The organism is Enterococcus sp. DIV1411a (assembly GCF_050531945.1).
Lineage (GTDB): Bacteria > Bacillota > Bacilli > Lactobacillales > Enterococcaceae > Enterococcus_B > Enterococcus_B faecium.
This window is the reverse complement of sequence record NZ_CP172892.1, coordinates 1,480,673-1,500,917: the sequence shown is the minus strand read 5'-3', so window position 1 is coordinate 1,500,917 and position 20,245 is coordinate 1,480,673. Positions and strand designations below refer to the sequence as shown.

The 20,245-nt window shown below is 38.7% G+C and carries 19 protein-coding genes; 14 read left to right on the top strand and 5 right to left on the bottom strand.

Translation table 11 applies throughout. The annotated features are described in order from the left end of the window. Window positions 1-24 precede the first annotated feature (24 nt). Together IGJ87_RS07225 and nagA are read left to right on the top strand one after the other, a co-directional pair. On the top strand, window positions 25-861 hold the full coding sequence (locus IGJ87_RS07225) for a helix-turn-helix domain-containing protein (RefSeq protein ID WP_002292704.1): 837 nt from the start codon (window positions 25-27) through the stop codon (window positions 859-861). Between the two features lie 75 nt (window positions 862-936). Next, complete coding sequence (gene nagA, locus IGJ87_RS07220) at window positions 937-2,085, top strand: N-acetylglucosamine-6-phosphate deacetylase (protein ID WP_002289803.1); 1,149 nt, start codon at window positions 937-939, stop codon at window positions 2,083-2,085. A gap of 269 nt (window positions 2,086-2,354) precedes the next feature. Here the strand turns inward: nagA and IGJ87_RS07215 are convergent, their stop codons facing one another. Then, a complete protein-coding gene (locus tag IGJ87_RS07215) occupies window positions 2,355-3,527 on the bottom strand; it encodes an IS256-like element IS1542 family transposase (protein WP_002323245.1) in 1,173 nt (390 codons plus the stop codon). Window positions 3,528-3,694: 167 nt separating this feature from the next. Here IGJ87_RS07215 and IGJ87_RS07210 point away from each other — a divergent pair, with 167 nt between their 5' ends. Continuing rightward, entirely contained in the window at window positions 3,695-4,696 is a 1,002-nt protein-coding gene (locus IGJ87_RS07210; RefSeq protein ID WP_079291926.1) for an AEC family transporter, read from the top strand. An 18-nt stretch (window positions 4,697-4,714) separates the two neighbouring features. Then, complete coding sequence (locus tag IGJ87_RS07205; protein ID WP_002299757.1) at window positions 4,715-5,734, top strand: 2-hydroxyacid dehydrogenase; 1,020 nt, start codon at window positions 4,715-4,717, stop codon at window positions 5,732-5,734. A gap of 101 nt (window positions 5,735-5,835) precedes the next feature. On the opposite strand, the gene IGJ87_RS07200 is transcribed toward IGJ87_RS07205, so the two are convergent. After that, window positions 5,836-6,552, bottom strand: coding sequence for a response regulator (locus IGJ87_RS07200; protein ID WP_002321172.1), 717 nt, complete (start codon window positions 6,550-6,552; stop codon window positions 5,836-5,838). Then, complete coding sequence (locus tag IGJ87_RS07195; protein ID WP_002295446.1) at window positions 6,521-8,170, bottom strand: ATP-binding protein; 1,650 nt, start codon at window positions 8,168-8,170, stop codon at window positions 6,521-6,523. The genes IGJ87_RS07200 and IGJ87_RS07195 overlap by 32 nt, the downstream gene beginning before the upstream one ends. A gap of 174 nt (window positions 8,171-8,344) precedes the next feature. Between IGJ87_RS07195 and IGJ87_RS07190 the strand changes: the two genes are divergently transcribed. Both IGJ87_RS07190 and IGJ87_RS07185 read left to right on the top strand, forming a co-directional pair. Beyond that, on the top strand, window positions 8,345-8,869 hold the full coding sequence (locus tag IGJ87_RS07190) for an NfeD family protein (protein ID WP_002295447.1): 525 nt from the start codon (window positions 8,345-8,347) through the stop codon (window positions 8,867-8,869). Between the two features lie 15 nt (window positions 8,870-8,884). Further along, window positions 8,885-10,384, top strand: coding sequence for a flotillin family protein (locus IGJ87_RS07185; RefSeq protein WP_002299759.1), 1,500 nt, complete (start codon window positions 8,885-8,887; stop codon window positions 10,382-10,384). An 87-nt stretch (window positions 10,385-10,471) separates the two neighbouring features. Here the strand turns inward: IGJ87_RS07185 and IGJ87_RS07180 are convergent, their stop codons facing one another. Beyond that, window positions 10,472-11,074, bottom strand: coding sequence for an FUSC family protein (locus tag IGJ87_RS07180; protein ID WP_002295450.1), 603 nt, complete (start codon window positions 11,072-11,074; stop codon window positions 10,472-10,474). A 104-nt stretch (window positions 11,075-11,178) separates the two neighbouring features. On the opposite strand from IGJ87_RS07180, the gene IGJ87_RS07175 reads away from it, so the two are divergent. Continuing rightward, window positions 11,179-12,135, top strand: coding sequence for an aromatic acid exporter family protein (locus IGJ87_RS07175; protein WP_002299760.1), 957 nt, complete (start codon window positions 11,179-11,181; stop codon window positions 12,133-12,135). 550 nt (window positions 12,136-12,685) lie between these two features. On the opposite strand, the gene IGJ87_RS07170 is transcribed toward IGJ87_RS07175, so the two are convergent. After that, entirely contained in the window at window positions 12,686-13,642 is a 957-nt protein-coding gene (locus IGJ87_RS07170) for a Gfo/Idh/MocA family protein (RefSeq protein WP_002298741.1), read from the bottom strand. A 173-nt stretch (window positions 13,643-13,815) separates the two neighbouring features. Between IGJ87_RS07170 and IGJ87_RS07165 the strand changes: the two genes are divergently transcribed. The 7 genes from IGJ87_RS07165 (at window position 13,816) to IGJ87_RS07135 (ending at window position 20,244) form a co-directional block, all read left to right on the top strand. Next, window positions 13,816-14,376: a hypothetical protein gene (locus tag IGJ87_RS07165; protein WP_002295457.1), complete on the top strand. Its 561-nt coding sequence runs from the start codon at window positions 13,816-13,818 to the stop codon at window positions 14,374-14,376. Further along, on the top strand, window positions 14,369-15,193 hold the full coding sequence (locus IGJ87_RS07160) for a M15 family metallopeptidase (protein ID WP_002298742.1): 825 nt from the start codon (window positions 14,369-14,371) through the stop codon (window positions 15,191-15,193). The genes IGJ87_RS07165 and IGJ87_RS07160 overlap by 8 nt, the downstream gene beginning before the upstream one ends. A gap of 9 nt (window positions 15,194-15,202) precedes the next feature. Next, window positions 15,203-15,820 carry a glycoside hydrolase family 73 protein gene (locus IGJ87_RS07155; protein ID WP_002323363.1) on the top strand — a complete coding sequence of 206 codons (618 nt, stop codon included), beginning with the start codon at window positions 15,203-15,205 and terminating at the stop codon, window positions 15,818-15,820. Between the two features lie 17 nt (window positions 15,821-15,837). Further along, a complete protein-coding gene (locus IGJ87_RS07150; protein ID WP_010726002.1) occupies window positions 15,838-16,521 on the top strand; it encodes a hypothetical protein in 684 nt (227 codons plus the stop codon). 683 nt (window positions 16,522-17,204) lie between these two features. Beyond that, complete coding sequence (locus tag IGJ87_RS07145; RefSeq protein ID WP_002323396.1) at window positions 17,205-18,488, top strand: ABC transporter substrate-binding protein; 1,284 nt, start codon at window positions 17,205-17,207, stop codon at window positions 18,486-18,488. Window positions 18,489-18,503: 15 nt separating this feature from the next. Then, window positions 18,504-19,391 (top strand): carbohydrate ABC transporter permease, encoded by an 888-nt coding sequence (locus tag IGJ87_RS07140; RefSeq protein ID WP_002295465.1) that lies wholly within the window; start codon window positions 18,504-18,506, stop codon window positions 19,389-19,391. Between the two features lie 16 nt (window positions 19,392-19,407). Next, on the top strand, window positions 19,408-20,244 hold the full coding sequence (locus IGJ87_RS07135) for a carbohydrate ABC transporter permease (protein ID WP_002323397.1): 837 nt from the start codon (window positions 19,408-19,410) through the stop codon (window positions 20,242-20,244). Window position 20,245 lies beyond the last annotated feature (1 nt).

The following is a 20,245-nucleotide window of genomic DNA, read 5'->3' as shown; positions in this document are numbered from 1 at the left end:
ACGCATATTTTGGGGAGGATACTTATGGAAACGTTAATCGAGTCCTTTGGCACGATCATTAAAGAGATTCGAAAAGAACAAAAAATGACGCAAAAAATGCTTTCGCAAGATATTTGTTCACAAAGTGTATTAAGTCGGATCGAAAATAATGAGGAACTGCCGAATGTATTGGTGATGATGCAGATTTGTCAACGGCTAGGGGTAACGATTGATCATGTGATGAATCTCTCTCGAAAAACTACTCGGACAAACGATAAATTATTTGAACTGTTGGATAGTTGTTTCCAAAAACGTGATTATCGGAAGTTAGAACAAGTACTAAAATCTTCTGATATTTCTGAAAATCTGTATCAAGCAACTGACTTTCAACGCTATTATTATTATCTCGGTGTTTGCGAATTCACGTTGCGTCAAAATATCTCTCAGTCCCTTTATTATTTGAAAGAAGCATTAAGCTACTCTAGCCAAAAAGAAAGAATCCATGTTTCTGACACAGAAATACAACTGATCAGTTGCATTGGAAAAATATATGGTGTTGCAGGAAAAACGGCTGAAGCACGCTATTATTTGAGTCGAAGCATTCAACTGTTGCACCAATCAGCTGACGAACGATCAAAAAGTGAATTTTCGCAAATTTTTTATAATTATGGAAATTTCTTATTCCATCAAAATGAAATCGACGAAGCGTTAGAACAGGTGAATCAAGGAATCTATTGGGCTCAAGAGAAGAATAGCTACTATTACCTCAATGATTTATTTGTGCTTAAAAGCTTAATATACAAGCGTAAAGAAGAACCAGAAAGAGCAGCATTCTATGAAGGCTTAGCACAAGCTGTGAAACAAATTTCAAAAAATTTGTAAATGGTGTAGACCATTCTTGACTTCTTCTCTAAATAAGAGTACTTTAGAGGTAGAAAAACAAAGGGAGAGAATAGAATGAGAACTTTTATCTATGCTGACAAATTCTTTTTAGCGTCAGGTGTCAAACATGCAGGCTATCTTGAAATTACCGATGGACTTTTTGGTGAATACACCAAAGAACTACCTGAGGGAGAAGTCAACATCATTGACCAAAGCGGCAAATGGATTGCTCCTGGTTTGGTAGATACACATATTCACGGCTATATGAATCATGATGTAATGGATAATGATGCAGAAGGCATCAAAGTGATGTCTGAAGGTCTGTTATCTTGTGGAGTGACTTCATTTTTACCAACAACATTGACGTCAAGCAAAGAACGTTTAAAAGATGTAGCTGAGACAATCGGCAAAATGTATCAGGAAGCACCAGGAGCTAAAATCAAAGGAATCTATTTTGAAGGTCCTTTCTTCACAGAAGAACACAAAGGGGCACAAAACCCAAGTTATTTCGGGGATCCTGATTTGGATACTTTCCATGAATGGCAAGAAGCTTCAGGCGGTTTAATCAAAAAAATTGCTTTAGCACCGGAACGTCAAGGTGTAGAAGAGTTTGTCAAACAAGTGACTGAAGAAGGAGTAGTTGTTTCTCTAGGTCACAGTAACGCTACGCTAGAAGAAGCGCAAAAAGCTGTTGAAGCTGGCGCCAGTGTATTTGTCCATGCTTTCAATGGTATGCGTGGATTGAATCATCGCGAACCAGGTATGGTGGGTGCGTTATTATCTTTAGAACATGTCTTTTCTGAATTGATTTGTGATGGCCATCATGTACATCCAAATGCTGCGGGAATCCTAATGGAAAAAGCAGGACATGATCATGTCGCATTAATTACAGACTGTATGATGGCCGGTGGGATGCCTGATGGAAATTACAATTTAGGCGAATTTCCAGTAGTAGTAAAAGAAGGAACAGCACGTCTAGAATCTGGCAACTTAGCTGGAAGTATATTGAAATTGAAAGAAGCAATTAAAAATGTTGTAGACTGGGGATTAGCAACACCAGAACAAGCAGTCATGATGGCTAGTCTGATTCCAGCAATCAGCTGTAAAATCGATGATACATGTGGAAAAATCGCTCAAGGACGCGATGCAGACTTTATCGTATTGAACCCTGATATGACATTGGAAGCAACTTATCTAGATGGCGTGGAACGTTTCCACGCATAATATAATTTAAGTTAACCTTAAAACTAAACTTCTTAAGTTTGGTTTTAAGGTTTTTTTTGTGTTCTAGTAAAAATCACTTTACATAAGTTTCAAAAGTTTCTTTAATTTCCTATTGTTCAATAAGTAACAATGTAAAGATAAAATTAAAAATGTTAATACGTATTAGCAAAATAAAAGCGTTTTTTATTGTGAATAAATGAACATAATTAGGAGGAGAAAGTCAAGTCCATAATCCTGTGTAAAATACTATACAATGTTTTACCGGTCTCTCATTGATCAAACTTAATATATTTTCTTGTAGAACTGAGCCATTCGTCATGAAGGTCCATAAGGACAGCTCCAATTAATCGATTGGCAGACGTTCGGTTGGGAAAAATCCGAATAATCTTTTCTCTTCTGCGGACTTCCTGGTTCAGTCGTTCAAGAAGGTTGGTGCTTTTTAGCCGATTATGACTATTTCCGATAACCGTGTATTGAAAGGCATCTTCGAAGCCATTATCCAATATTTCGCAGGCTTTTGTATATTTAGGCTGGTCGATATATTCACCGACTAAGGCATTCTTAGCTGTTCGAGCGAGTTCAATATCCGTAAACTTAAAGATCGCTTTTACTGCTTCTCTAAACGGTTTTGAATTCTTTTTTGGAATGGAACTGAAGATGTTTCTTAAAAAATGGACCTGGCATCTCTGCCAACTTGCGTTGGTAAATGACTTACGAATCGCAGACACTAGGCCTTTATGGGCATCAGAAATGATGAGTTCTGTCCCCTTTAGGCCGCGTTCTTTTAAGTATTCAAAGAAGATGGACCATGTGTCATCACTTTCTTCATTTTGAATCATGAAGCCAATGATTTCACGGTCGCCACCTTCTGTTATCCCGATCGCAATATGGCAGCTTTTAGAAAGCACTCGATGGTCCTCACGGACTTTTATGTAGAGAACATCAGTCATCAGATAAGGATAATTCGTACCTGAGAGTGAACGGTTCTGCCATTCGTTGACCATCGGGTCTAACTGCTCAGTCAGGCTAGAAACAAAAGATTTCGATACAGATTTTCCACATAGCTCTTCAACAATCTTTGAAACTTTACGTGTCGAAACGCCCGAAACATACATCTCAAGCATTGAAGCGAGCAGTGCCTTTTCATTTCGCTGATAACGCTCAAACACCGTCGGTGAAAATTCACCATCACGTGTTCTAGGCACTTTTAATTCGAGTGTACCCACACGAGTCGTAAAGTCTCGCTCATAATAGCCATTTCTTTGACTCTGACGACTTTCTGAACGTTCATAGTCATCGGCTTGAATATATTCTGTTCGTTGATTTTCCATCAATTGGTTGAAAACAGTGGTTAAAATATTTTTAGAAACATCATCTTTTACCGAATGTTCAATAATACTTTGAACCTCTTCGTTGTTCAGTGTAAAATGTACTTGGGTCATGTAACGTCCTCCTGGGTATGTTTTTGTGGTTAAAAACATTGTACCGTAAAAGGGCTGTTACATGGCCTTTTATCTTTTACACAATTATATGGACTTTATCGAGGAGAAAGATGAACTTATTTGACATTTTTCGATCGACTTTGACAGATATGTCGATTGTCAGTGCAATCACTTCAACAGTTTTTATTATATTATTAGGGTTTGTTTGTAGAAAAAAGGGGATTTTTTCTGAATCTGTTGGAAAAATTCTATCGAAAGTCGTCTTAACAGTGGCTTTGCCAGCACTGGCATTTCGAGCTTTCATGCAAGATATCAATACAGAATTACTGATGCAAGGAATCAATGTCTTGATTTGGGGATTAGTTATTTATATTATTCTTATTCTAGTTTCAAAACCTTTTTTCTTAAGCTATAAAGGGGATAAGCAAACAACGTTGCGTGTCCTGACGATCTTTGGTTCTACGACCTTTTTCGGAACGCCTATCGTCAGTGCGATTTATGGTCCTGTCGGCGTGATGTATTCCTCAATTTTCAATATTGGCTACCGAATCTTTTTGTATTCTTATGGATACATAAAAATGAGTGGCTTGAAGATGGAAGCTAAAAATATCAAAGCGATGTTCGTCAATCCAATCATTATCGCTACTTTTGCCGGCCTTTTCATTTGGCTGTTCCAAGGGTATCTGCCACAAGTGTCAGTTACAGGTGCAGAAGGAGAGATAAGCCAAGTAGCGTTTTTGCGAATTGACCAGACTGCACCGTGGCTATTTCAGCCGATGGATTATTTAGCTGGTTTAAGTTCACCATTGGCGTGGCTAGCAATCGGCGCAACATTAGGTGAAGTAAGCTTCAAAAAAGCTGCATCTGAAAAAACTTCATGGTATTACAGTCTAGTCAAAGTGGTATTTGTACCTGCATTGAATATCGTGATTCTAGCAGTTTTGACGGCAACGAATATTCTACCAGTCAATTTTGAAGCACTGGCAACAATCGTTATCATGATGGCTACACCAGCTGCAACAGTGGCAGCAGCCTATGCTATCAGTTTTGATAGGGAGGCACTTTTAGCCTCCAATGCATCCTTACTGTCAACTATTTTTGCTGTGGTACTGACACCTGTATGGATCGTTGTATTACAAATGATTCATGGCATAGGTTTATTTTCATAAGAAATGGAGGAAGAAAGTATGAGAATCGCATGTTACGGTGTTCGTCCGAACGAGATAGATTTTTTTGAAAAATTGAATATTTACCATTATGATCTCAGTCTTTATGAAGAACTGTTGACACATGACAATATCGTGTCAGCAAAGGACCATGATGCTGTATTGTTGAGGGGAAATTGTATAGCAGATGAGACCAATCTTGCAAAAATGCAGGAATATGGGATTTGTTATGTTTTTACACGGACTGTGGGAGTCAATCATATCGATCTACAAGCGGCAGCTGATTTTGGTATGACAGTAGCCCGTGTACCATCGTATTCGCCAAATGCGATAGCAGAGTTATCTTTGACTTTTGCCATGATGCTTTTGAGAAATACTGCGTATACGACGATCCGAACATCTTTCAAAGATTTTCGAGTGGATGAGCAAATGTTTAGTCGTGAAATCAGAAATTGCACAGTAGGGATCATAGGAACAGGCAGGATAGGGTTGACGGAAGCTGTTTTGTTTAAGGGACTAGGAGCCAAAGTTATCGGCTACGATATTCATCAGACAGAAGCTGCTAAAAAAGTATTGACGTTCCACTCGCTTGAAGAGTTATTAGCCAAAAGCGATATCGTCAGTATTCATGTACCTCATATCCCAGGTGAAAACGATCAAATGATCAATGAAGGATTTTTAGCTCAAATGAAAAAAGGCAGCATCTTGATCAATACAGCCCGTGGAGAGCTTCAAGATAATGAAGCTATTTTAAGAGCTTTGAAAAGCAATCATTTAGCTGGTTTTGCAACCGATGTTTTTGCAAATGAAACAGAGGTTTTTTTCCGATCCTTCAAGCCATGGGAGACGATTCCAGACCCTGCTATCCAGCAATTAGTAGAAATGTACCCTAGAGTTCTTGTAACCCCGCATGTAGGTTCAAATACAGATGAGGCATTATCAAATATGATTTCGACAAGTTTCGAGAACTTTCGTGAAATAATAGAAACTGGAAAAACGAAAAATGAGGTATCTCTTCCTAAAGCCCGTCAATTAAGATAAGAAAACATGGATATTCGTCAATAAAATGTTTAAAAATAGTCCAAGTAAACAGTTGTTACTTCTGTATACTTGGACTATTTTGTATGGGATAATTCGATGACTCAACAGTAATCTGTGAGCTTTTTCCGCCCATTCTTTGTCAATTCATAACAGGTTAGCGGCCGGCCGATTTCCAAATATTTGATTCTTTCGTTCAATATATCTTGTTCTACCAAAAAATTCAAATATTTCTTGACTGATATACGTGACAGTGAGCTTTTTTGAGCCAGTTCTTTTGTTGAAAAAATAGTATCTTCTTTTAGAATAAATGCACTTATTTTTTTTAAAGTCAGTTTTGACAGACCTTTAGGCAAATCGATGAATGATGGTATTTCGTGAATGGGAGTGGTGTGGTTGAATACTTGATCGATCAATTTCTGATCGGCTTTTTCAGTCGTTTGGATTGTCTGAGAGAAAGCAAGATACTTTTCGATCGCCAGCTGAAAACGTTGCAAAGTGAACGGTTTGATCAAATAATCTAAGGCACCGTAGCGGATCACATTCTTTATGGTTTCGATATCATCTGCAGCAGTGATCAAAATCACTGGGATATCATTTCCTTGCTGTCTAAGCCAAGATAAAAAATGGATACCACTTTCGCCAGGCATGTATACATCAAGCAGCAGCAGATCTGCGTTTTTTTGTCTGAAATATTTTTTTCCTTCTTCTACATTTCTGAAACTTTCGATTACGTTCATATTAGGGATGCTTTCCACAAAAGTACGATTCAATTCTGCAACCATTGGATCATCTTCGATTATCAGGACATTTGTCATCATTTTGATCTTCCTTTTTTGGTAATTCTAGATAGACGATTGTACCGCCATTTGTTTGTTTGGAAAATTCTAAAAATCCACCGTGGCGTTTGACGATTGAATGGATGAGATTCAATCCAAACCCACGATTGATTCCCTTCGTCGAAAAACCTAGCGTAAATATTTTTTCTGAGATTTCTTCTGATATCCCGACACCGTCATCGCAGACGGTCACGATGAATACTTCAGCTTCTGTGTCATAGTTTAAATGAATCCGGACCTGTCCGTTTCTTTCATGTTTTTGTAGCACGGCTTCTTTTGCATTATCAAGTAAGTTCCCTAACACTTGCAAAAGTGAATGGATGGAGTCATCCATCTCCATTTTAGGGATAAAAGAATCGCTTTCTAACAGCATTTCAACAGATTGTTCTTTGGCTTCGTTTATTTTGCCTAATAAAAAACCGGCAATTGCAGGTACTTTGATCAGACTTGAGACTTGGCCAATCTCTTTTTTATAATTTTGATTTAGCTGCTGGATAAAATGGGTGACTTCTTCATACTTCTTCAAATCAATCAAACCAGAAATGACATGAAGTTTATTCATGAATTCATGGGTTTGAGCTCTCATGGAGTTTATATATTGTTTCGTCCCCCCAAGCTCCTCCATTAATTTCATTACTTCTGATCGATTTCGTAAAGTTGCGACTGCTCCTAAAAAACGGTCATTGCTAAAAAGAGGTGTAACGCTAGAAATAGTTTCTATCCCATTTAAATACATGGATTGAGTCCGAACGGTCGTTTGATGCTCAATCGTCTCTTTAAACAAAACGTCATATAGATTATCACTGATTTTTTTTCCTACTTCGAAATCCAATAGCTGCTCTGTTTGGTAGAAAATGTTTTTTGCAGGTGTATTGATCAAGAGGATAGTTTTATCAGAAGAGATGGCTAAGATTCCTTCATCTACTTCATTTTCGATAATCGTTTTTTCACTTAACTGTTCTGCTATTTCTTGTGGTTCAAGTCCAAGCAGTACTTTTTTCATTTTTTGGGCAAGAAAAACGGCGCCTATGATGCCTACGCTAAGTCCAATAATCAATGAAAAAACAATCATTTTTTGTCCATCTTTGACTTGATTGTCAATCGTGTTGTTTGTTAAGCCAACACAAACTGCACCAATAATCTCTTGATCATAATAAATAGGGACGAAATAGCGGAAGCCGAACCCTAACATTCCTTCTTTTTCAGAGAAAAATTCTTGTCCTCCAATCACTTTTTTCACATCTTCATGACTTGAGAAAGGAAGACCGATGTAACTTGGGTCTGCGTGAGAATATCGAATGCCTTCAGGGTCCATGACAACGATAAAATCTAAATTCGATGCAATCATGATTTCATTTGTTATTCCTTGAATCGCATGTGTCGGGTCACCAGTCTGCAGCTTTTTTTGGATGAGTTTATCATTGGCAACGATTTTAGCAATGCTAGAGATTTTATCTGACACACTAGATCGGTTCATCGAAAGAATAAAATTCCTGATCAATATGGCAGAAACAATCAAAGAAACGAATGTGGAGAAACAAACGACAAGGATGATCGTGTTCTGGAGCTTTAATGGTTTTTTCTTAAAAAAAGGAAACATAGGCTACCTCGAAAGAATTTATTGTGAAAATTTTAACATGAAAACAAAAATTTAACAAATTGTCAACGATAAACACAACCTTCCTATAAAAAACACCACTGAGTCGGTAAAAGAAGCTATACAGAATTTTCAAACATTGGTATGATAGACGTAGAAATGGAAGGAGGCGTGTATATGATAGGGGGAATCGCACTTGAGACGATTTATTGGTATACATTGCTGATTTGTGCAGGATTGGCAGTCCTATTGATTATTTTTGGAGATGTATTCGATTTTGATGGCCCGCTTGATCCGATGCTTATTATCCCTTGGTTAACTTTCACAAGCTTATTTGGTTTTCTAGGTGAGCGTTTAACAGATCAATCATCTTTATTTTTATTTATTGCTAGTGGAGGCATATCGATAGTGTTGGTATTTTTGCTTAATTTCTATATATTGATGCCGATGAAACATGCCGAATCAACGATGTCGTCTTCTGAAAAAACTCTGGAAGGACAAGTAGCTGTTGTGATCACACCGATCCCTGTACGAGGTATGGGAGAAATTCAGTTGAAAAGTGTTACCGGTTCCATTAGTCGTCCAGCTTGTTTTTACAGCCCCCAAGAACAGACAGCTGAGCGGGGAACGAAAGTATTGATCATTGAGATCAAGGAAAGAATCTGTTATGTCATGCCTTATGAAAGCATGATAAAAGCTTAAAGGAGCGTGTGTTAAATGGAAATACCAGTTGTTTTTATCGCGATCGCAATCGCAGCTTTGATTTTACTGATGTTGCTGATCGTCTTTGTAGCGAAGTACCAGACAGCAAAACCGGATGAAGCGTTGATCATCAGTGGAAGTTATTTAGGAAGCAAAAATGTGCACATTGATGAAAGCAATAACAAAATCAAAATTGTGCGTGGAGGTGGCGCATTCGTCTTGCCAGTTTTTCAACGTTCGAATCGGATCAGTCTATTATCGAGTAAATTGGACGTCTCCACCCCTGAAGTGTATACGGAACAAGGCGTACCGGTGATGTGTGATGGTACTTCGATCATCAAAATCGGTTCATCTGTAGAAGAGATTGCTACAGCAGCAGAACAGTTTTTAGGCAAGACAAGAGAAGAACTGGAAAATGAAGCAAGAGAAGTATTAGAAGGACACTTGCGCTCGATTCTTGGTTCTATGACTGTAGAAGAAATCTATCAAAATCGCGATAAGTTCAGTCAAAGCGTACAAGAAGTCGCTTCTGTAGACCTTGCAAAAATGGGGTTGATCATCGTTTCTTTCACTATCAAAGAGGTCAGAGACAAAAACGGTTATCTTGACTCTTTAGGGAAACCAAGAATCGCCCAAGTCAAAAGAGATGCAGATATAGCAGAAGCGGAAGCTCTAAAAGAAACGCGTATCAAAAAAGCTCAAGCAGAAAAAGAATCACAAGCAGCTGAATTACAGCGACAAACAGAGATCGCAGAATCATTAAAAGAAAAAGAACTGAAATTAGCAACCTACAAACAAGAACAAGATGTTGCTAAAGCAAAAGCAGACCAAGCCTACAATTTAGAAAGTGCCCGAGCACAACAACAAGTAATCGAACAGGAAATGCAGATTAAAATCGTAGAACGTCAAAAACAAATCGAACTGGAAGAAAAAGAAATCACACGTCGTGAAAAGCAATATGATTCGGAAGTGAAGAAAAAAGCAGATGCCGATCGGTACGCTAAAGAACAAGAAGCACAAGCTCAAAAAGTCAAAGAAGTGACTGAAGCCGAAGCAGAACGATTCCGTGTGGAAGCACTGGCAGAAGCGGAAGCCAATAAGACACGTTTAGCTGGACAAGCAGAAGCCGAAGCAGCACTAGCAAAAGGAAAAGCCGAAGCCGAAGCAAAACAAAAGATCGCCAATGCCTTCAAGGAATATGGCGAAGCAGCTGTCTTGAGTATGGTTATCGATATGCTACCGCAATTGATGCGCGAAGCAGCACAGCCGCTAGGAAATATCGAAAAAATCTCTGTTGTCGATACAGGAAGCAGTTCAGGAGAAACCAGTGGAGCGAACCGAGTGACAAATTATGCCACAAATTTGCTTTCTTCTACTCAAGAAACACTAAAAGCGACAACAGGACTTGACTTGAAGGAAATCGTAGAGAATTTGTCGACACGTGGGACTACTAGCCAAGTAAATATGTATGAAGCGCCAAAAGAGGCAGAACAAAACTCGATGAATGAAGAATAAAATAGTACACTTCACCGTTCAATCAAAAATGGAGGAAGACTTTTTAAAGTTCTTCTCTCCATTTTTTTATTTTATTGCAAAAGAAAATTAGTCCTCGCTATTTTTCTTTTGTTTTTGGATCTTAGCTTCTATCTCTTGTAAATTTGTTCTTAGCAATCGTTCTTTCTTTTGGAGTTCGACCAAATCTTCTGATAGTTCTTCCTTCTTTTCTGTTTCAGGAGGACGAAGAAAGAAATTGATACCGATTGCAATGAATGTCCCTATAAAAGTATCTAGTACACGTTGGATAGCATACAAAGCGGATTCGCCTTGAGGGATGCTCAACGCAATCAGCAACAACGTAGCGATTGCGGAAATGATACCGGAATTATTGTTAATACCATCTGACACGACGATCACAATAATAACTAGAATAGGAAGCAAGATCAATTCTACCAAAAAATCATTGTGAAAATAGCTTTTGACAAAAAAATAAATGATAGCTAATGTACCACCTAATGTATTGCCGATGATCCTAGACTTTCCAAAAGAAACGGTTGTAGTCAAGTCCTGACGCAAAGAAAAAACAGCAGATAATGCAGCAATCATCGGGATTCCTCGTTGAGTCAAATGAAAAAACAAGATACATAAAAAAACAGCTAAGGCACTTTTGATCGTACGCATACCTAGTCGAAAACGGCCAAATTGCATAGAGATTCTCCTTTTTGGTCTTTTTACTATCATACCTAAACTTTTGTCTGATAGCTAGTTTTTCATTATTCAAGTATAATTAAAATAAAAAAAGGGGGAAGTAAATGCGTATAGGAATGCGAACAGTCAAAACAGTGATCAGTGTCTTCTTTTCGATGGTCACAGCGGGTAGCTTATCGCTGTTGTATTGGCCAGCTGCAGGGATCATTGCATTATTAAGTGTAGGAAATACCAAGCGCTCTACATTGCGTACGGGCATGAATCGAATCGCAGCCTTTATATTAGCTACGGCAACAGCACTGTTCAGTTTTTTTGCTGTTGGGTATACTATTTTTGGCTTCAGTCTTTTTTTATTCCTGTTCATCCCGCTTGCCTCTCGCTTCAAATTAACCGAAGGGATCGTAGTAAATTCGGTTTTGGTCACTCATTATTTAGTGGAGGAAAACATGTCTTGGCAGCTGATCGGCAATGAAGCGGGATTAATGGCGATTGGATTAGTATTTGCTTTGCTTGCAAATGTTTACATGCCAGATCGTACGAAGCAGCTGAAGGAAAACCAAATACAGATCGAAAAAGAATTTCGAAATATTTTGAGACAAATGGCAGAATTTCTTTTATCAGAAAATAAAGAAGATGTGCAGATCAAATGCGAACGTTTACTGACATTCATTCGCGAAAGCCAAGAAGATGCCAGAGAACATCAAGAAAACTACTGGCTCAGACAGCCGCTATACTACGAAACTTACTTCTCTATGAGAAGAGCACAGGCCAATGTGATTAAAGACATGCTGGAAAATCTAGAGAGAATCCAGCAACCAGCTTATTATGGAAAACATATCTATGGTTTATTGATTTATACTGCAGAAACATTTTCAGAGTCAAATGATGGCAGACAAATTTTAGCACGTATTGAAGAAGTTTATGTATTGTATCGGCAAATGCCTCTGCCGACTAGTCGCCCTGAATTCGAGGATCGAGCAGAATTGTTCCAGTTTTTGCAGTCTTTTAAAAGTTTTATTGAAATCAAGGCAGAATTCTCCCAACAAAAAATCCAAAAATAGAGGTTGTGAATTCAGCTAATATTCAGGTCAAAAAGCTGAGTTCACAACCTCTTCTTTAAACGGTGTTCTCCTGTCAACTCCTCGGTCACAAGTCACAATATTCAACAAACATGAGAAGCTGTTTTTTGAAATTGCTCCTTGTGACTCGGAGCTGAACGGCAGGCTCACGACCTCTTCCTTAAACGGTGTTCTCCTGTCAACTCCTCGGTCACAAGTTACAATATTCAACAAACATGAGAAGCTGTTTTTTGAAATTGCTCCTTGTGACTCGGAGCTGAACGGCAGGCTCACGACCTCTTCCTTAAACGGTGTTCTCCTGCCAACTCCTCGGTCACAAGTTACAATATTCAACAAACATGAGAAGCTGTTTTTTGAAATTGCTCCTTGTGACTCGGAGCTGAACGGCAGGCTCACGACCTCTTTCTTAAACGGTGTTCAAAAGCTTGCATCTGCGGTAATAAGTCCAGCCAAACGAAAAATAGGAGGAGCTATTTTTGTTTGGCTGTTCTTATTACTTGATGCAGAACAGCTTTTTCACAACCTTTTAAAATTACATATTTTTCCATAGAACTTGCATTTGATCCAAGATTTCGATGACATCTTTTGTCAAGAAGAGAGAGCGATTGGGCAAGTCACCTTCAATCATGTGTATCATATTCTTTATTTCGTAATTCATTGCTTCAGATGTATTCCCGCTTTCGATGAATTCCTTTGTACCATCTGTAAATAAGATCTCCGCACGATCAGCACGCGGGTAATCAGCAATCGTCACATAACCGTTCTCAAAGGCAACGATACCGACTTTTGGCATTTTTGCCTGAAAAGTCAAGCTGACAGCAGCAAGTTCATTTTCTTTGTTACGCAAGATAGTGACTGATTGTTCGTCCACGCCTGTTTCAAAAGGAACCATTGTAGAGGCAACTACTTCAGGTTGAGAGCTCAAAAAGAAACGAGCGAAAGATACAGCATACGTACCGATATCCAACAGTGCTCCTCCAGCTAATTCTGGATTGAAGAACCGGTTTTTAGGGTCTGGTTCTTTGTAACTGCCGAAAGGTGCTTGGATCATTTTTAAAGCCCCCAGTTTTCCTGTATCCATTATTGAGCGTAACTGCTGATAAAGTGGCATGTTGAAGATTGTCATCGCTTCTGCTAAGATCAAATTCTTTTCTTCTGCTAAGCGCATAGCGTCAGCCAGTTCTTTTTTATTCATCGTGATGGCTTTTTCACATAGAACGTGTTTGCCTGCTTCCAATGCTGCCAAGATATGGTCGATATGCTGTCTATTTGGTACAGCAATGTACACGATGTCGATTTCAGCATCGTCTAACATTTCTTGATAGCTTCCGTAAGCTTTTGGAATATTGTAACGGTGAGCGAAGTTTTCCGCTTTTTCTGAAGTTCTGGAAGCAACTGCTGTTAGTTCGCTCGTCTCTTGATTGAAGCTTTCGGCAAACTCATGTGCGATGGTACCAAGACCAACGATTCCCCATTGATATTTTTTCATCTGAAAACGCTCCTTCATAATTGGATTGAGTTTCTTGTCTGTCTATTATTATAACAAAAATCACGAAGAATAAAGAGGAGAGGACTTGAAACATTAAAAAAAATGAAAGCAGCGATTTAAGAGGTGCTTTTTGATCAAAACTTAAGTAGAATAGTTAAAAGGAGGGGATAAACGTGCATCAAGTATATATTGATCTTATTATGAGTGTATTATTAGAACAGTTTGAAACTGAAAAAAATTTTTTAGATGAATACTTGCTGATCAGTCCAGAACAATGGCAAAAATGGAAAGATGGCGAGAAAAACCTGCCATCTGAAGCGATGCAGAAAGTAAAAAATCTTTTCACTGATTATGAATGGATGCTAACGCAAAAGATTTTGCGTCAAACGATTATTTTTCCCGAAAAACGAAACGTTGCCGTTGCAGAGTACAAGCAAATCAAAACACGCATCGCGCAAAAATGGCTTAGCAGCAAAGCAGCAAAAGTCGAGCTGATCCCTTTGAAAAATAATCAGCAGGCTGGTAGATACCTTGACTTGAAAGTAAGTATTCAATATGATGAATGGGGCTATGATGATATTTTGAATTTTCGTCTGCCAGCAGATGTTCAAAAACAGATCGAAGGAGAAAAAATCGAACTTCTCGATTGGGTGAATGAAAATCTGGAAGAAACTTACGTTCATGAGGCGAATGGGGAACGTGAAGAACAACGAAAGGATTTTTCAAGTGAATAAATTTTTAGGATTTGGAGCAGTTGTGATTATGATCGCAGCAATGGGCTATGTTATTTTTAGCGATGATGATTCGCATGTTCAAGCCGGCAATCAAGCAGTCGAACGAACAAGCACCAAAACAACTGCTAGTAAAGAAAAGAACAATCAAACAACCAGCAGCAAGGTAAAGGACAAAGAAACAAAAGATCGTACGTCCAAACAATTGCCAGATGTTAAAACAGACGATTGGAAGCTAGTTTTGGTTGGTCCAGATCACAAATTAGAAAAAGAAATCGATGAGTCTACTCAATTGGCATCATTAAGTAACGGATACTTGATCGACAAACGCATTGCTCCAGAATATGAAGCATTTGCTAAGGCAGCTGAAGCAGCTGGATTTCCATTAGTGATGGTCTCAGCTTACCGGTCTGTATCATCCCAACAACAAGTTTTCAAACAAAATGTCCAAGATGTGATGAGTCGTCAAGGTGTATCAGAAGAGGAGGCGACAAAGATTACTAAAGAGACGATTACGGAGCCAGGATACAGCGAACACCACACAGGTCTGGCAGTCGATGTCGTCGATCAAAACTGGTACAACAGTTATCCTTCTACTGTATTGGATGCAAGTTACGGAGATCAGCCTGGAGCTAAATGGATCGCAGATAATGCTGCGCAGTATGGATTTATCGTTCGTTATCCAAAAGGACACGAAGATATAACTAAGATCACATATGAACCTTGGCACTTACGTTATGTCGGTAAAGAAAATGCTGAGTATATCACCAAACACCAATTGACGCTAGAAGAATATCTGAATGAATTAAATGAAAAGTAGGAATTGATCATGGCGAAAAAAAAGTGGAAAAAGCAAAAGCGCAAGAATATCCGTTGGCCAGCAGTGGTTGCCGGTGTAGCAGTGATACTCTTAGCCTTTGTTTTTTCCTTGAAGAATCTGTCTTCTCCTTTTACTGATAATCAGCAAGAAAATGAAGCGCAATCCCATCAGAAATTTATTGAACGGCTTGTTCCGCATGCCCAAGAACTACAAGATGGTTATGGAGTGCTTCCTAGTATCATTTTAGGACAAGCTATATTAGAATCAAATTGGGGAAAAAGTACCTTGGCTAGCAAATACAATAATCTTTTCGGGATCAAGGCTTATGGGGATCAGAAGAAAGTAAGCCTGGAAACAAAGGAATTTGTTAACGAAGAATGGATAACTATCCAAGGAGACTTCAAAGTGTATGATTCATGGGAACAGTCCATGAATGACCATACACAACTGTTCGTCCAAGGAGTAGATTGGAATCCTGCGCTGTATGAAAAAGTGATTACGGCCACCAACTATCAGGAAGCCGCACAAGCATTGCAAGATGCAGGTTATGCGACAGACCCCGGTTATGCGCAAAAAATCATCCAGGTCATCGAGACGTATCAATTGAATCAGTATGACCGGAGATAGCAAAGGAGAAGTGGCTGATGGCAGAACAATTTACGCCAGAAATCATGACGGAATTGAGAAAAGATATCGTAAGAGTACCGGAAATCATTTTAGAAGCAAGCGGGATCAAGATATTTGGAAAATTGATCCGTTCCATCATCTTTACTACGGATATTGCGATCATACGTAATACAAATGCGAATGCAGTAATTGCTGTGTATCCTTTTACACCTCATCCAGCGATTACTAAAAGCATTATTGAGGCAGCTGACATTCCAGTTTTCTCTGGTGTAGGTGGTGGTTTGACACAAGGTACTCGTTCTTCCTACATGAGCATGTTCGCAGAAGCGCAAGGTTCGTTAGGGGTCGTTTTGAACGGTCCTACGCCTTTAGAGACAGTAAAAGAAGTTTGTCGAGTAGTTGATATTCCAGTTATCAGTACGGTAACGTCGAAATATACAGAAATAGATGAAAAGTTAGCAGCTGGTATTTCGATTATCAATATCAGTGCAGGTAAAGAAACTGCAGAAGCAGTACGCCATTTTCGTAAAAAATATACTGAACTTCCTATCATTGCGACAGGTGGTCCAACGGAAGAAAGTATTGCTGAGACCATTCAAGCAGGAGCAAATGCCATCACATATACGCCACCAAGTAGCGGAGAACTTTTTAGTCGTAAAATGGAAAAATATCGGGAAACTGAGAAAAAGAATCATGAATAACAGGTGAGAATCAAAAGACGAGGAAGAGCAGATAGTGGCTCTTCCTCGTCTTTTGTACTCCAGTACTATTTGTTCAGAATTCAAAAAAAAGAGAAATTTTTTTGTTTTTTTATCTGTAATGTACATAAGAAGAGTTAAAACCTTTTGTTATTATTAGCATTCTAACAAAAAAATGTCTTGATTTATTGAAGCGCTTTCTATAGAATGAAAAACGAATAAAAACTAAAAAAAGGCACCCGACAATTTAGTAGCAGCTAAATTGTCGGGGCTTGAAAAGTCAGCGGGAACTGACCAATCAAGTTGCCATAGTCAATGCTTGTGCATCGACGTGTATATTGTACCTAATTTCATACAGAATTACTAGTTATTTTTCTGTTTTTTAGGGAAGAGCGTACACGAAGAAGCATGCTTATTTAGCTATGTCAAGGATATTGGACAGTTGTCTGATATCCTTTTTTCTTTGCGTAATTATCCTCCCATCATTGAAGCAAGAAGTGTTTTTAGCGATGAAAGAAGAATCAGCACTATCTAATTTTCCTTGAAAGTATTGAGTTGTTCATCCTAGGCAGAACGATAAGGCAAGTCTTGGTTTTTATTCCCCTTGAAAAAGATCGTTTAATAAATATGTTCTGTATAAAAATACAGTATATTGAAAAATAACAATGGAAGTAGAGGTGCAGAGAATGAAGAAAAGAATGAGAATCATCTTAGCTTTAAGTGTTATGTTATTCTTCTTGACGGCTTGTGGGCAAGAAGATGACAAAAAAATCACGCTGAACATGGCTTGGTGGGGTTCGCAAGTCCGACACGATGCAACAGTAAAAGTAATCGAGCTTTATGAAGAAAAAAATCCCCATGTGACGATCGATTATGAATTTTATGATTATGAAGGATATTACACAAAATTAGGTACACTAGCAGCATCAGATGATATCTGGGACATTTTCCAACTGAACAATCAATTTCCTCAATACATCAATCAGATTGAACCATTAGATGAATATGTGGAGCAAGGGATAATTGATATTTCTAATGCAGATGAATCCTATTTAGCAACGACGACTTACGACGGGCAATTAGTTGGACTGTCTAACGGGGTGAATTCGTTTGCGATTGCTTACAATAAAAATATATTTGAACAATTAAATATCCCTGAACCAGCTTCAAATTGGACATGGGATGAATTTGAACAAATCAGCTATCAAATCACTGAAGAATTAGGAATCTATGCTATTTCAAGATTCGAAGATTTTATAGCTGGCTGTATTATTCAAATACCACAAGTTGAGAAAGGATTGAATTTTTATAATCGGGAAGATCTATCTAACAGCTTGGGATTTGAAAATCCAGACTATCTACCAGATTTTTTCCAGCTGCGTAAAAATCTGGTAGACAAAGGGGCCCATCCAGAACCAGGTGGTGGAGCTGCAAGTACGACGGATCTGTCTTTTCAGGCGGTTAGGGATAGAGAAGCGGCAATGGTGTTTCTATCAAGTAACCAGTTGACAGAAATATTGTCAGGGGCTCCTGAAGATATGGAGATTCAGTTGATTAATCCACCTCGCAGAAAAGCAGATGGAGAATCTGGTATCCCTTTACGTTCTTCGCAAATGCTGAGTATGGCAAAAAGCTCAGCCCATAAAGAAGAAGCTGCTAAGTTTATTGATTTCTTTCAAAACAGTGAAGAAGCCAATGAAATTTTAAAAGGAGAACGTGGTGTACCAATCATGTCGAATATTCGAGAACAGCTCGCTCGTGCAGATGATGCAACTTTGCAAGCGACATTTGATTATTTAGAAATGATTTCCGATATGGACAACGGCGAAGTGAATGTCTTTGATAGTGCTTTGAATCCGGAAATTCAAGACCAATACAATCTTTTAGTTGAAAAAGTCATTTATGAAGAAGTAACAGCAGAAGAAGCAGCAGAGAGTCTTTATGAGTTTGCGTCAAACATTCTAGGATAGCAGCAGGAGGAAGGCATGAAAAAAGAAAAACTAAAACGGTTCTTGGATCAAGACAATGTGGTCGGTTACGTATTTGCTTCTCCATTCATCCTAGGATTTCTATTGATAACAGTGATACCGATGATCTTGTCACTTTATTATTCGTTCACCGATTATCGTTTGGGAAATCCAGTCTCATGGATCGGCTTGGATAATTATATAAAGATGCTGAGTGATGCCCGTTTTTTGAACTCCATCCGAGTCACTTTTCTCTATGTATTTGCATCTGTACCTGTGAAACTGATCTTTGGTCTATTGATTGCTTATCTTTTAACGAGGAATATCAAAGGAACGACTTTCTTTCGTTCTTTGTATTATGTGCCTAGTTTGATCGGTGGCAGTATTTCTATCGCTCTAGTTTGGCGGGAGTTGTTTTCTAAAAACGGGTTAGTGAATATTTTCCTGGAACGATTAGGCGCACCTGCGCTTTCCTGGTTTAGCGATCAAAAACTGGTCATGATCCCTCTTGTTTTGATGTCTGCTTGGCAATTCGGTTCGGCAATGATCATCTTTGCTGCAGGTATCAAAGAGATCCCAGGCTCGTATTATGAAGCGGCAGAGATCGATGGAGCGAACAAATGGCAGACGTTTTACAAGATCACGTTACCTCTTCTTTCGCCGATCATTTTGTATAACTTGGTTATGCAGACAATCGCGGCGTTTATGACTTTTACGCAGGCATTTATCATTACCCAAGGTGGTCCGAATGATGCCACGAACTTTTATGCTCTTTATGTGTATAACCAAGCTTTTTCTTTTAATTCTATGGGGTATGCTAGTGCTATTTCGTGGATCATGCTGTTGATTATGGGAGCTGTCACCTTTCTGATTTTCAAATCATCAAAAAAATGGGTCGTTGTGTGAATGAGAGGAGGAAGAAATGAATAATACAGTAACGAAATGGTTTCAATACGGTTTTATTTTGCTATTAGGTCTAGTCATGATTTATCCGGTCTTATGGATGATCGCAGGTTCTTTTAAAACGGATCAAGAGATTCTGAGTGGTTCGCTGAATTTGATTCCAGAGACTTTTCAATGGGAAAATTACGCAAAAGGATGGGCGGGGTTTGCTGGAATTTCATTTTTTACTTTCTTTAGGAATTCGTTTGTCATCTCTGCAGTTTCGACGATAGGGACAGTTCTGAGCTCGACTTGTATTGCTTACGCATTATCGAGAATCGATTTCAAAGGAAAAAGATTCTGGTTCGTCGTCATGTTAGTAACGATGATGATTCCTGCACAAGTGATTTTGATTCCGCAGTTTATTATTTACAATCGGCTGAATTTGGTTGGGACGTATGTGCCGCTGATTTTACCACATTTTTTTGGACAAGCATTTTTCATTTACCAGATCATGCAATTCATGGTCAGCATCCCCAAAGAGTTAGATGAATCAGCGATTATTGACGGATGCAGCAAGTATAGTGTCTTTACCAAAATTATTTTTCCTTTGCTGAAACCTTCGATCATCACGACGATCATCATCCAGTTTTATTGGAAATGGGACGACTTCATGGGACCATTGATTTATTTAAACAAGCCGAGATCTTACACGGTATCGATTGCCATCAAATTATTTGCAGACGCTGGATCTAGTATGACTTACGCGAGTATGTTTGCGATGTCTACGTTGTCGCTGCTACCGGTTTTTCTGATTTTCTTATTCTTCAATAAATATCTTGTCCAGGGGATCAGTACAAGCGGTCTGAAGGGCTGAA

Excerpts from the sequence above, each read along its gene's own strand:
- IGJ87_RS07225 (WP_002292704.1), top strand. The coding sequence starts at position 25 with ATGGAAACGTTAATCGAGTCCTTTGGCACGATCATTAAAGAGATTCGA.
- nagA (WP_002289803.1), top strand. The coding sequence starts at position 937 with ATGAGAACTTTTATCTATGCTGACAAATTCTTTTTAGCGTCAGGTGTC.
- IGJ87_RS07215 (WP_002323245.1), bottom strand. The coding sequence starts at position 3,527 with ATGACCCAAGTACATTTTACACTGAACAACGAAGAGGTTCAAAGTATT.
- IGJ87_RS07205 (WP_002299757.1), top strand. The coding sequence starts at position 4,715 with ATGAGAATCGCATGTTACGGTGTTCGTCCGAACGAGATAGATTTTTTT.
- IGJ87_RS07200 (WP_002321172.1), bottom strand. The coding sequence starts at position 6,552 with ATGATGACAAATGTCCTGATAATCGAAGATGATCCAATGGTTGCAGAA.
- IGJ87_RS07195 (WP_002295446.1), bottom strand. The coding sequence starts at position 8,170 with ATGTTTCCTTTTTTTAAGAAAAAACCATTAAAGCTCCAGAACACGATC.
- IGJ87_RS07190 (WP_002295447.1), top strand. The coding sequence starts at position 8,345 with ATGATAGGGGGAATCGCACTTGAGACGATTTATTGGTATACATTGCTG.
- IGJ87_RS07185 (WP_002299759.1), top strand. The coding sequence starts at position 8,885 with ATGGAAATACCAGTTGTTTTTATCGCGATCGCAATCGCAGCTTTGATT.
- IGJ87_RS07180 (WP_002295450.1), bottom strand. The coding sequence starts at position 11,074 with ATGCAATTTGGCCGTTTTCGACTAGGTATGCGTACGATCAAAAGTGCC.
- IGJ87_RS07175 (WP_002299760.1), top strand. The coding sequence starts at position 11,179 with ATGCGTATAGGAATGCGAACAGTCAAAACAGTGATCAGTGTCTTCTTT.
- IGJ87_RS07170 (WP_002298741.1), bottom strand. The coding sequence starts at position 13,642 with ATGAAAAAATATCAATGGGGAATCGTTGGTCTTGGTACCATCGCACAT.
- IGJ87_RS07155 (WP_002323363.1), top strand. The coding sequence starts at position 15,203 with ATGGCGAAAAAAAAGTGGAAAAAGCAAAAGCGCAAGAATATCCGTTGG.
- IGJ87_RS07150 (WP_010726002.1), top strand. The coding sequence starts at position 15,838 with ATGGCAGAACAATTTACGCCAGAAATCATGACGGAATTGAGAAAAGAT.
- IGJ87_RS07145 (WP_002323396.1), top strand. The coding sequence starts at position 17,205 with ATGAAGAAAAGAATGAGAATCATCTTAGCTTTAAGTGTTATGTTATTC.
- IGJ87_RS07140 (WP_002295465.1), top strand. The coding sequence starts at position 18,504 with ATGAAAAAAGAAAAACTAAAACGGTTCTTGGATCAAGACAATGTGGTC.
- IGJ87_RS07135 (WP_002323397.1), top strand. The coding sequence starts at position 19,408 with ATGAATAATACAGTAACGAAATGGTTTCAATACGGTTTTATTTTGCTA.